This window comes from Paenibacillus sp. LPE1-1-1.1 (genome assembly GCF_040676435.1).
In the GTDB taxonomy this organism is placed as follows: Bacteria; Bacillota; Bacilli; order Paenibacillales; family Paenibacillaceae; genus Pristimantibacillus.
Window position 1 is genome coordinate 177,465 of record NZ_JBEGHY010000046.1, and the last position, 12,581, is coordinate 190,045.

The following is a 12,581-nucleotide window of genomic DNA, read 5'->3' on the forward strand; positions in this document are numbered from 1 at the left end:
CCTTACCTCCTGCTTTTCGTCATTAATTTCATCAGATGCTCTTGCGAGGCTTCCTGCCCGCTTACTTCGCCCGTCAGCCTGCCCTCGCTCATCACATAAATGCGATCGCACATCCCGAGCAGCTCGGGAAGCTCCGATGAAATGATCAGTACGCCTTTGCCCTCCGACGCAAGCTGATTAATGATCGTATAAATTTCATATTTGGCGCCTACGTCAATGCCCCGTGTCGGTTCATCCAGCATGAGCACCTCGGGTCCCGCAAAAATCCATTTGCTCAGCACGACCTTCTGCTGGTTGCCTCCGCTTAAATTACCTGTTTTCTGCAAAATACTCGGCGTCTTTATATTGAGCTTCGAGCGGAAGCTTTCCGCTTCGACGATTTCCTGGTTCGCATTCACGACACCATTCCGCGATATCTTGTGGAGACTGGTGAGCGTAATATTCCGTTTAATGTCATCGATAAGAATGAGCCCATAATGCTTGCGATCCTCCGTCACGTAAGCAATGCCTTGGTCAATCGCTTGATTGATCGTATTCAGCTGCACTTTCTTGCCCTTCAAATAGGCGTCTCCGCTTATCCGTTTTCCGTAGGATTTGCCGAATATGCTCATCGCCAGCTCCGTCCGGCCGGCCCCCATCAGTCCCGCGATGCCTACGATTTCACCCTTGCGGATATGCAGGTTCACGTCGTCGATCACCTTGCGGTCCTGCTGCGTAGGATGATAAACGTTCCACTCTTTCACCTCAAAGATCGTATCCCCGATATTCGGCTCGCGCACCGGATAACGCTGCGTCAAATCGCGGCCGACCATCCCTTTTATAATCCGGTCCTCCGTAATGCTGTCCTTTACCATATCGAGCGTTTCTATCGTTTGGCCGTCACGCAGGATCGTGATGGAATCGGCAACCTTCGTAATTTCATTCAGCTTATGCGAGATCATAATCGAAGAGATGCCCTGCTTCTTAAATGCAAGGAGCAGCTCCAGTAAATTTTCGCTGTCCTCTTCGTTCAATGCGGCCGTCGGCTCATCTAGAATAAGGAGCTTCACTTTTTTCGACAGCGCTTTTGCAATTTCCACAAGCTGCTGCTTGCCGACGCCAATCATGGAAATGAGCGTATTGGGCGACTCGTTTAGACCCACCGTTTGAAGCAGTTCTTTCGTTTTAATAATCGTTTCATTCCAATTAATGATTCCTCTTCTCGACTGCTCATTGCCGAGAAAGATATTTTCCGATATGGATAGCTGCGGGATCAGCGCCAATTCCTGATGTATGATTACGATGCCAAGCTGCTCGCTTTGCGTAATGTCCTTAAACTCGCAAACCTGACCTTTGTATAAAATATCGCCCGTATAAGTACCGTGCGGGTATACGCCGCTGAGCACCTTCATCAGCGTTGACTTGCCGGCGCCATTCTCGCCCATGAGCGCGTGGATTTCGCCTTCCTTCACTTGCAAATTCACATTTTCAAGCGCTTTGACGCCCGGGAACGTCTTCGTAATATTTTTCATCTCGAGGATGATGCCTGTCGTCATGTCATGATCACTTCCTTACCCATCAAGCGTAAACGGCTGACGCCGTCCTATGGCGGCCTCGCATCGTTTCGTGGTGAATTCGTCTTAACAAAAATGATTTAGTGACAGTCTGAGCAACCATCACTAAACCATTGGAGCTTATCTGGCATGCGAATTATTTGGCGAGCTGGTCTTCCGTATAAAAGCCGGTATCTACAAGCGCTTCTTTATAATTGGTTTTATCTACCGAGACGGGCTCCAGCAGAAAAGCAGGAACGACCTTCACGCCGTTATCGTACGTTTCCGTGTTATTTACTTCGACTTCCGTTCCTTTCAAAATGCTGTCCGCCATCGCTACCGCTTTTTTCGCCAACTCACGCGTATCCTTGAATACCGTTTGCGTTTGTTCTTCCGCAATAATCGATTTGACCGAAGCCAGCTCTGCGTCTTGGCCCGTAACGATCGGGAGCGGGTTGCCGTCCGCACCGTAGCCTACCCCTTTTAAGGAAGACAAAATACCGATGCTGATACCGTCATATGGCGACAATACGGCATGCACCTTCTCCGATGCGTAGTTCGCGCTTAACAGGTTATCCATGCGGGACTGGGCAAGCGAGCCGTCCCAGCGAAGTGTTGCAACCTGATCCATCGTCGTTTGTTTGCTGCGAACGACCAGCTTACCGCTGTCGATATACGGCTTGAGAATGGACATCGCTCCGTCAAAGAAGAAGTAGGCGTTATTATCGTCCGGGGAGCCTGCGAACAGCTCGATGTTGAACGGGCCTTTGCCATCCTTAAGGCCAAGCTTTTCTTCAATATAAGAAGCCTGCTGAACGCCTACTTTAAAATTATCGAACGTCGCGTAGTAGCTGACATGCTCCGTCTTCTTGATTAGGCGGTCGTAAGCGATAACCTCGATGCCCTCTTTATCTGCTTTGCGGAGCACGTCGCTAAGCGATTCTCCGTCAATAGGCGCGATGACGAGAATATCAACGCCTTTCGTGATCATGTTTTCAATTTGGGATACTTGGTTCTCGATAACATCCTCCGCATACTGGAGATCCGTTTTATAGCCGAGCCCCTCGAACTCCTTCACCATGTTCGATCCGTCGCCTACCCATCGCTCGGATGATTTCGTGGGCATCGAGATGCCTACGTAGCCGCTATCCCCACTGCCTCCGCTATTAGAACCTCCTCCGCAAGCTGCAAGTACGAATACAAGTGCCGTTACTACAAGTAAAGCCAGCCCTTTTCTCACGTGTGCCAGTCCCCTTTCGTCTCTGAACAAGTTTATTTCTGCTTAATCAATATACATTCGGGCGCCGGGAAGCGTCTTTGCAATAAAGCTACCTTTTTTATAAAAATTAAACCTTTGCCCGGCAAATAAAAAAATGCCCCGTCAGCGCGATATCGCGCCGGCAGGGCATAGAAATGGTTCGGTTGTGCTCCATATTTAAGGCTCATCCTCCTGGAAGGCAGCTCCTTTTCGGTATTGATTGGGCGAGACGCCAACCGCTTTCTTAAAGGCGGTGCTGAAATAATGCTGCGTATCGTAGCCAACCCTCTCGGCGATTTCATTGATTGGCAAATCCGTTGCATTCAGCAGTTGAATCGCTTTGCTCATGCGAAGCTGCGTCACGAGGCTGACAAAGGAAGTGCCCAGCTCTTGCTTTATGATTCGGCTCATATAAACCGGCGATACCTGCATTAAATTCGCGAATGCCTCAAGACTCATATCCGCATCCATGTACGTCTCGCGGATGTAGTCCTGTGCCCGGCGTACAAGCGGAGACATTACCGTCTCCTTGTAGATGCCCGCTTTGCATTGCCGATAGACCGCAGGAACGGACAGCAGGCCTTGCTCGACCGATTGGGTATACACGTGTACGGATATTTTTAAGTAGGCCTGGACCGCATGCTGCATATCCGATATCAGCGCTTCCGGCACCGTTCCCCACATGATCATGACGATTAAACCCGCATGGTCGCGGAATAATGCTTTTTCATAGCCCTCAAGCATCTCGGACACGATGTTCTCGATCGCGAATAAAAAGAGCTGACGGTCGTTTTCCTTGCGCAGCGGCATGCTCGCATTAAGCTCGGGCCAACGGATGACGCCGATCAGAGCCGGTGACTGGGCAGGAAGCCGCAAAAACTGCAGCTGCTCTACGATTTCGTCTTCCGTCAGCGTTCCCTCCGTCCACTCGAGACAGAACCTTTCGCGAATAAGCGGAAAGTTCTTTACGATTTGTTTGGATGCCTGCTGCAAATGTTCCTCCTGCTTCTGAACCGTCTCCAGGTCATGCCTGATCCGGGCAAGCACCTGGTGCAGCTGCTCCGCATTGGCCGGCTTCAAAATATAATCATCCACGCTAAGCCGGATCGCCTCTTGCGCGTATGCGAATTCATCGTGGCCCGTAATGATAACGATCCGGCATTGCGGCAGTTTTTGCCGCAGCTCCTTCATGAGCGCGATACCGTTCATGATCGGCATATTCAGATCGACCAGCGCAACGTGAATATGATTCAAAAGCGCCAGCTCCAGCGCTTCTTCGCCGTCCTCCGCCTCCGCGCATACGCGCATGCCGAGCGATGCCCAATCGACCGAGTCCCGGACTCCTTCCCGAATAATCGGTTCATCGTCAGCAATTAATACTCTTAGTAAGCCATCCAATTGAAATCCGCCTTTCTACCCATGAATATCCCGCAAAATCGGAAGGACGATGGTCACCGTCGTCCCCCTGCCCTCCGCGCTTACCATGCTCATGCCGTACCGCTCGCCAAACGTGAGTTGAATTCTGGCCTGTACATTGAGTACGCCGTAGCCTTGCTGCTCCTTCGTTCTTTTGGAATTGTCCCCTTCTTGATGCTCTTTAAGCTCCTTAAGATCATGCTCCGAAAGCTTCGGCGTAGCTACCGTGCTCTCGAGCTGCTTCCGCAGCTGCTCCAGCTTACCGGGTGACATTCCAACGCCGTCATCGCTTATTGACAATAGAAGCGTGTCTTCTGCCGCATAAGCTTTGATCGCGATATGTCCCGGTCCTCTCCGTTCCTTTATCCCGTGATAAATCGCGTTTTCCACAATAGGCTGAAGCACCAGCTTGATGACGTACAGCTGCTGTACTTCCGGGCTGATATCCAGCGTGTAATTCAGCTTCTCCTTGTACCTTGTCTTCTGAATGACAAGATAGCTCTGAATATGCTCGATTTCATCGGTAAGCGGAATAATGTCGTTGCCTTTGCTTAGTCCGATCCGGAACAGCTTTGACAGCGACTGCACGACTTCGGCAACGTCTTCGGCACCTTTTTTCCGTGCCATCCAGTGGATCGTATCCAGCGTATTGTACAAAAAATGGGGTTTAATATGCGCCTGCAGGCTGCGCAGCTCCGCCTCCCGCTTCTGCCGCCCCTGAAGCTCGGTTAAGCTGAGCAGCTTATTCATTTGGGCCAGCATCGTATTAAAGCTCCGGCCAAGCTTGCCGACTTCATCCTCGCGCTCGCCCCAATACCGGATCGTCAGATCACCGTTCTCCGCTTTTTGCATAAATGACATCAGCTGATTGATCGGCCTGGACATCGAATGCGCCAAATAAATGGCGGCCGCGATGCTGAGCAGGCAAAGGAAAAAGACGAAGGTGATCACGTAGAAGCGGATTTCCTGAACTTCCAGCGCTGATTCCTTCGATGAAAACACGCCGACTGTCGTCCAATCGGTAAACGATGATTTCCGGTAAATGATTTGCAATTTCTCGCCTTCTACCGTTTTTGAAAAATTGCCCGAGCTGCCTTCCATCACCCATTGCTTCGGAATATCGCGAATAATCGGTTTAGCTGGCGAATAAATATGCCCCCCGTCATGATCGATGACCAGCAAATAGCCCGTTTTCCCCAGTCTTACATCCTTCACGGCTTCCGCGATAACCCTGAGCTTCAAATCGATGAGCACGACGCCCTCTACCTCCTGGGTATTCGGATTAAGAATGGCGCGGACAACGGAGATCACTTCGTCCTCCTTATAATTTGCGTGACTCGTAATGTTCCGATGGCCCGGCTTGCCGAGAATTTTATAAATTCCCTTGCTCGCGACCGCCTCCTTGAACCAGCTTTCCTCCGTTAACGGCTGCGCGCTGCGGGCGTACAGCTCGTTGCTGATGTATTCGCCCTTGCTGTCGACCACCATGACGCCGGCCACTTCCGAATATAGCGTGGTGAATCCTTGCAAAAATTTTTGCATGGCATAGACGCTATTCTCCCTTTCCGCTAGGGAACCCGCGCTGTCCTTCCCTTGCAAAAATTGCTGTACGCCAGGGTCAAACGCAATAAGATACGTCATATTTTGCATATTGCTCACGTAAAACTCCAGCGACTTATTCACCTTCCCAATAAGCTGGAGCGTATTTTCATTCACCTGCTTGCCAATAATTCGTTCGACCGTATAATCAATGAGCAGCCCGAGCCCGATAGACGGCAAAATAGAGATAAGCAAGAACATGATGATCAGCTTGTAACGTATCGGCAAATTATTCAATTGAAAAAATTTCAGCTGTTTCAATGGCATCCTCTCATTTCAACGTACGCTATCTGTACTCGGTTATTTCGCATAGAAGCTGTCGACATTGTCCTGCGTGACGACGGTGATACCCGTGTCCACGAACTTCGGCAGCGGCGATCCGCCCATGACTGCAGTGGCGCTTTGCCCTGTCATGTTGTGATGGAGATGGAATAAAAACTGCAGGGACCAGTACCCCATATTCCATGTTCCTTGGGCAAGGGTTGCCGCGATTGTGCCCTCTTTCACCATATCCAGCGTCCCTTTATCCGTGTCGAAGCTGATGAGCTTTACGCCGTTATTATGCTGCATCATTTTGCCGACGCCTACACCGCCATTCGCCTCCGTCATGAAAAAACCCTTCATGTCTGGATGCTGCTTCATCACATCAGCCGCCATTTGCCCCGATACAAGCTGATCGCCTTTGCCGTCTTTAATCGCGACTACTTCTATTTCCGGATATTGCTTCAAAATCGTCTCTTGGAACCCAACCGTCCGTTCCTGATGATTCAATTGGTTAGGCAGCGTCACGACGGCGACCTTGCCTTGATTGCCAATAAGCTCGGCCATTTTATGCGCTGCCGTAACCCCGGCATTGTAGTTGTTTGTAGCCAGAAAGGAATATGCCTTGCTCTTGTCCGCGCCTGCGTCGAACAGCACGACCGGGATCCCGGCTTCGACCGCTTTATTGATGGTGCCGGTAAGCGCTTGCGCATTCATGACCGATAGGGCGATGCCTGCCGGTTTTTTGGCGATAACCTGTTCAAGGACGGTCACCTGCTCGTTTACATCATACTGCGTCGCGCCGCGATACTCGACCGACACGTTTAGCGCCTGCGCGCCGTCCTCGAATCCTTTGATCGCCGTTTTCCAATACTCGATACCGGATAAAAAGGTCACCATCACGTATTTCTCGTCAATGGTGCCGCGCAGCCCTTCATCCATCTGCTCCCACGGATTCGGGTCGGCATTGCGGTAACCGACATTCTGGTTATAAAAAACGAACAGCATGAACGTTACGATGAGCAATCCATATATGAGCAGTATTTTCTTCACGCCGGTGTAACCCCTTTCACAAAAAAATAAAACGCTGCTCCGCTTTCGCGGGCTGCGTTTATTTTAACATACAAGCAAATAAATTTTACAATGCAATTAAAGCTCGCCCCAGACTTGCTTTTCCGTCTTAACCGTCTGGCCCGTTGTGATCGCTTGATCCATTAACAGCGCCAAATACTGATCCTGCGCAGCCTCGGCCAAACTATAGAAGGACGGCCTCGCTCCGGCCGCATAATCCCCCATATGCAGCAAGCAGGTTGCGATCGCGATCTCATCATCGCTTAATCGCGCGGGAGCAACCGGGTTTTTGTACAGCCACTCCCCGCCCGCCATAACTCCGCGATGGAAATATCCCTCCAAGTTGCCATGATGGCCGGTATCCACCCTGCGAAGCTCCGTATAAATAGGCGTAGCGTAATCTTCTAAATAGCTAATTTCATTATTGGCCAGCTCGCCTTTGCTGCCTCTTACGAGCATGCGGCTGCGCCGTATCCATGAGAAATACTGATCTCCGGTAAAATCGTACAGGGCCAGCTTGCCGCCAAAACGGAAAGTAGCGATCCGCTGCACCGACTGAACCGTTTGATCCTCGAGCGGATCGCCTTGCCTGCTCGGGCCTTTCATGAGCAAGGACTCAAACTGCTCGCCGCTTATCGTCGCGGTATCGAACCCAACGCCGAGCAATTGTCTGATTAGGCTGATTCCATGGTAATCATGGGCAGCCGACACCTGTACCTGAGACACCTCTCCCAGTTTGCCTGATTTTGCGATTCGAATACGGGCGGCATGCATCGGCTGGAACAAATATTGCTCGGCTACCTGTATTTTTGCATCCTTCGGCAATGAACCGCATAGCGCGGAAAGTGCTGCCAAATCGACAGCCGGTGGCGTCTCCGCAAGAACAGGTATGCGAAGCTCCGCTAATTCGCGGATGATATCCGGGGCAGCCGTCCGGGGCACGGAAACAACAGCGAAGCTGAACTGCTTTGCTTCCGCCGTAAATTGCTGAAGCGTGCGCACGGTCTTTATTCCCCATTTCGCTTCAAGCTCCCGGCCCTTTTGCTCGTCTCTGACAAGGATAGTATGAATGCGAAACCGCTCAGGCAGCGCTTTTGCGATTCGTATGTAAAATCCCGCCCGCCAGCCTCCGCCGACGATACCAAAATTTATAGTAGACATATTAAATTCAGCCTCCGTGTTTCAAAATGATGGGGTGAGGGTACATAAAAGAAAAAGACCCCCCGCATGAGAGATCTCTTTTACGCTGTTCGGAACGTGCCAGTCGCTTTAATTTCTTCTTTGACGCCTGTATAGGTGTGCAGCTTGCCGTGGTAGACTAACTCAAGCATAGAAGTGTTCTCCAGATCAGCCGGGGTAACGAACAATGAAGGCTTATTGACCAGGTTCACTCCGCTTTCCTCAAAGACAGAGGCCACGAATTGTGAGCAAAAATAAGCGTAATCCCGTTTCATCTCAATGTTAAGCATGATGCCGAACATGCCAAGCAGGTTGTACTTGTATTGATCGCGGTTCTTTTCCATGTAATGAATCTGATTTCTTATATTTATATAGGAGCAATGGCTAATCGTGCATCTGTATAAAGCGCAGGTTGAATTCTCAAAAAACTCGCCTCGGACATCCTCTTTCACAAAACCTGCAAAAAAAGGATTGTTCGGATTCTTTCTGCCGAAGCTGTAAACCTCGTTCAGATCGCTGTCAAAAGCGATTGACGCGTGATTCAGCATATTCTTCGTATACCATCTAATTGTCTTCGAAAATAATGTCCCCGTGTTCGTTAAGAGCACATAAATTTCCCTATCTCTATTCATGCCGTACTACCTCCACATTAAAGAACTTTCATCTAGGTATTAACTTTAATGCAGGAGAACGAAATTCTAAACCTGCTCAGGTAATAGGCCTATCCCCGACCTTAGTCCAGTTCTGTAAGTATAGTGTGACAGAGGGCCGTCTACCAACCTCTTCTACTTTCATAACCTAACTTCATATTACTGGATTTTCTCTTTTTACTCAATAAGCAACTCGCCCTTTTCTCCCTCTTGCTTAAAAAAATGTTAAGATTTTCTTGCAAGCTAAATGATATAGTAGGAAAAGATTGACACCGTTCATAACCTATCTATATGCAACAAATCTTCATTTAGTATAGTTGTTTCACGTATATCTATTTGCAGCGGAGGCGTTTACATGGAATGGTTTACCCGTTATGAAGTACAGTTGGCGCATGTTTACAGGACGGCTGAAGCCCGCATTGCCCTTTTTCCCGAGCCGCTTAATACGATTGGTCTAGTTTACGCGGATAAGTTCAACCCGGTTAAGAAGGAAAGCGGCAAAGATTATATTTGCAGCCTGCTTCCCTACTGGGTTCAAGAGCCCAGCGGAATCAACGATTCGCAGTGCCAAAAGCTCGCTTTAGCTAATGTATATGGGATGCTTTATTTTTTCATTCAGGATGATGTGATGGACAGCCAGCCTTCCTCAGGATGGAAGGAACAGCTGGCGCTCGGCAATCTGCTGATGCTTGAGATGTTTAGCGTGTTCCGTGAGCTATTTCCTTCGCATTCATTGTTTTGGAGCTATTATCACCGTTATGTGACGACCTGGGCCGAAAGCGTAACGAATGAGCAGCGCGACGATTATTTTATCCGGAATCCCATTCGGACGGCCGGCAAAGCCGGCCCCGTCAAAATCGCCTGCACTGGCGCTCTGCTGTTAACGGATCGTACGGAGCTCATTGAGAAGCTGGAGCATGCAATTGATATTGTGCTGATGACGCTGCAGATGGCTGATGATTACGCAGATTGGAAGGTTGATCTTGCAGACGGCAGCTATAACGGTTTATTGGCGATGATCGCTGCCGACAGACCCGCAGCTGACACCCCGCTAACTGAAAAGGAAGCTGAAAATGCCATCTATATTCGAGGCTGCATGAAGAAGTATGTTCAGCATGCGGCTGATAATCATGCGAAGCTGCTGGAATTGGAAGCAGGATCGGCCGAATTAGAGGCATTCCATAATTTCATACTCATTCATTTGCACCAGACCTATGAGACGATAGAATCAAACAAGCAGCAGCTGCTCAAGGGCGGTTTTAACTACTTCCTATTTAATTCCGCTATATAAAAGATACAAAAGTTATATAATTTGTCGAATAATTGAAAAATGATATAGAATTTGTCGAAAAGACATGATAGACTGAGTATGGAAAACTTATACATATTCGGAAGGGTGATTGTCATGTCCGCACAACAAACACTGAAAGACCAAGTGATTCAAAAAGCTTGGGAAGACGCCGAGTTCAAGAAGCAACTGATCGCCAATCCGAAAGCAGCCGTCAAAGATGCTTTTGGCGTAGACGTTACGGATACAATTGAAGTCGAAGTCGTTGAAGAATCGGCTAATAAGTTTTACTTCGTGCTGCCGCAAAGCCCGGCTGAGGTTAATAACGATGCACAGGTAGATTTCCCTAGATGGCCTAATGAATAAAAAAATAGCGCCCGCTGCCATTGCAGCTAAGGGCGTTTTTTCTCGTTTGGAAATGTAATGACCGCCTCGGTTCCGACTCCTATTTTACTGGTAAAACGCAAGTTTCCCTTCATAACCTCTATGATACGGAAAGTTACCATTAATCCGAGGCCGGTTCCCTTCGATTTTTTGGAATAATAGGGCTCGCCAAGTCTTTTTAAATCAATCTCGTTCATCCCTTCCCCATTATCCTTTATTTGTATAACTACGCTGTTATGATCTTTATCCTCATACGCATGAATATGGATTACTCCGTTTTGGCCTAATGCTTCAATGCTGTTCTTGATAATATTGATGAGTGCCTGTTTCAACTTTGAGGAATTGCCGTGGATATACAGCTCATCGGCCAAATCGACGGTTATAACACCGCCCTGCATCGTAGCCAGCGGAACCAGGATCCCTTCAATTTGCTGCAGCTCTTCTCCAATGTTCAGCACTGCCGTGTTCTCGATTTGCGGCTTCGCGAAGGTCAGGAAGTCCGTAATAATCTCCGATGCGCGATCAAGCTCTTCAATGGCCAGCGTCATAAAGGTTTTATCCTTTTCCTCTGTTGCTTTTCCGCCGATAATTTGCAGAAATCCCCTCGTAACCTGCAGCGGATTCCGCACTTCGTGCGCTACCGATGCGGCTAACTGGCTAATGATATCCATCTTCTCCGACCGCTGCAGCTCGTTATTGAAAATTTCCACTTGCTTCGAATATTTAATGATTTGCTCATAATTATGAACACTGCGACGAATAAGAATAATAACGAGCGCGCATAGAAAGCAAAGTACTCCCCATTTCCATACGAACAGGTTATAGTCCATTTTCTTATAAAAATACCATCCCAATTCCACCGCGCCTATAAAAGCGAATAAACCAAAGCCGGCGGATATAATAATCGCTTCTTTATTTTTTCGCTTGCAATACAGAATAAGCAAAACGATGAGAAGGACGTTGCTGACAAGAAGCAAACCCGCAAAGGCAAATGCACCATAAGCAGAGTACCATTCTCTAACATCATTCGATAGGAAGCCGACGATAAAGAACATAATGTTGATGACGGCAAAACCCGCCTGCAGCTTTCTAAAAAACGTAATTAACCCATAGGGGCCCTTGCCGAATACTTTCTCGAAAAAGATAAAAATAGACGGCATGAGCAGCGTAGAAGAAATATCAAACGAATGATATAGAATCATGCCTAAATCGGGATACAAAATATCTAAAAAGGGTGTAGAAGTTAAGATCATCATCCCAATGGACAAAATGATGAAAGACAATGACTTCGCGGCAATAAAATATGATTTCTGAATAAATAATAAACAAAGGAGCATCGCAGCTGCAATAAACACCAGTGCCGCTCCTAAAATAACATCCAATATCCCTTTTTTCATATTTTCTTTTTCAAGCTGCTGGTATTCTCCCAATACGATATTGCCCTGCATGCCCAGCGGTTTTACTTTTCTGTCTATTTTTATATAAACTATTTGGTTCGATTCATTCCATTGCAGCGGCACTATAATCTGATTGCTGTTGTTCGTATACGTTCGATCAGATTCGTAAACCATTTTCTCATTTATATAAATGGATATTTTTTTTCCGTTCAGATTATTAATCGCAAGCGTCGGCCTCGTTAAATGAAAGGCCGGAATCTCGAACCGCATCCATACGGCTTGAATGTTCTCCGGCGCTTCGGGAAGCTCCTCTCCCTCAGAGAAAGCAAACCAGTCCCTTTCCCTAACCTCGGACTCCGCATCCGAAAGCACGGAGTCAGGGTTGATTTCCCACATCATTTCCCACTCTGTTATGGCCACAGCAGGCGAATCCAAAAAGGCATAGGTAGGTTTATCCAGAAAGTAGGAGGTTAAAATAAACAAAAGCATGACCGCAAATACAAATTTAGATAAACCTTTCATATTGCACCTCTATGAAAAAAATAT

10 protein-coding genes are annotated in these 12,581 nt (G+C 48.2%); 2 read left to right on the forward strand and 8 right to left on the reverse strand.

The genetic code is table 11. The features are described from left to right. Positions 1-2: 2 nt before the first annotated feature. The 7 genes from mmsA to MRBLPE1_RS31625 all read right to left on the reverse strand — a co-directional run bounded on the left by mmsA (position 3) and on the right by MRBLPE1_RS31625 (position 8,948). Entirely contained in the window at positions 3-1,535 is a 1,533-nt protein-coding gene (gene mmsA, locus MRBLPE1_RS31595; RefSeq protein WP_364154075.1) for a multiple monosaccharide ABC transporter ATP-binding protein, read from the reverse strand. A 154-nt stretch (positions 1,536-1,689) separates the two neighbouring features. After that, a complete protein-coding gene (gene chvE / locus MRBLPE1_RS31600; RefSeq protein WP_364154078.1) occupies positions 1,690-2,772 on the reverse strand; it encodes a multiple monosaccharide ABC transporter substrate-binding protein in 1,083 nt (360 codons plus the stop codon). Positions 2,773-2,967: 195 nt separating this feature from the next. Then, on the reverse strand, positions 2,968-4,188 hold the full coding sequence (locus MRBLPE1_RS31605; protein ID WP_364154080.1) for a response regulator: 1,221 nt from the start codon (positions 4,186-4,188) through the stop codon (positions 2,968-2,970). A 15-nt stretch (positions 4,189-4,203) separates the two neighbouring features. Next, positions 4,204-6,072, reverse strand: a complete 1,869-nt coding sequence (locus MRBLPE1_RS31610) for a cache domain-containing sensor histidine kinase (RefSeq protein WP_364154083.1) — start codon at positions 6,070-6,072, stop codon at positions 4,204-4,206. 33 nt (positions 6,073-6,105) lie between these two features. Further along, on the reverse strand, positions 6,106-7,119 hold the full coding sequence (locus tag MRBLPE1_RS31615) for a substrate-binding domain-containing protein (RefSeq protein ID WP_364154086.1): 1,014 nt from the start codon (positions 7,117-7,119) through the stop codon (positions 6,106-6,108). A gap of 96 nt (positions 7,120-7,215) precedes the next feature. Then, complete coding sequence (locus MRBLPE1_RS31620) at positions 7,216-8,298, reverse strand: Gfo/Idh/MocA family protein (protein WP_364154088.1); 1,083 nt, start codon at positions 8,296-8,298, stop codon at positions 7,216-7,218. A gap of 80 nt (positions 8,299-8,378) precedes the next feature. After that, positions 8,379-8,948 (reverse strand): hypothetical protein, encoded by a 570-nt coding sequence (locus MRBLPE1_RS31625; RefSeq protein WP_364154091.1) that lies wholly within the window; start codon positions 8,946-8,948, stop codon positions 8,379-8,381. A gap of 373 nt (positions 8,949-9,321) precedes the next feature. On the opposite strand from MRBLPE1_RS31625, the gene MRBLPE1_RS31630 reads away from it, so the two are divergent. Together MRBLPE1_RS31630 and MRBLPE1_RS31635 are read left to right on the forward strand one after the other, a co-directional pair. Continuing rightward, on the forward strand, positions 9,322-10,257 hold the full coding sequence (locus MRBLPE1_RS31630; RefSeq protein ID WP_364154094.1) for a hypothetical protein: 936 nt from the start codon (positions 9,322-9,324) through the stop codon (positions 10,255-10,257). Between the two features lie 114 nt (positions 10,258-10,371). Next, the gene (locus MRBLPE1_RS31635) at positions 10,372-10,620 is read left to right on the forward strand and encodes an NHLP leader peptide family RiPP precursor (protein WP_364154097.1); all 249 of its coding nucleotides are present in this window, start codon (positions 10,372-10,374) and stop codon (positions 10,618-10,620) included. A 26-nt stretch (positions 10,621-10,646) separates the two neighbouring features. On the opposite strand, the gene MRBLPE1_RS31640 is transcribed toward MRBLPE1_RS31635, so the two are convergent. Further along, positions 10,647-12,557 carry a HAMP domain-containing sensor histidine kinase gene (locus MRBLPE1_RS31640; protein ID WP_364154099.1) on the reverse strand — a complete coding sequence of 637 codons (1,911 nt, stop codon included), beginning with the start codon at positions 12,555-12,557 and terminating at the stop codon, positions 10,647-10,649. Positions 12,558-12,581: the final 24 nt, after the last annotated feature.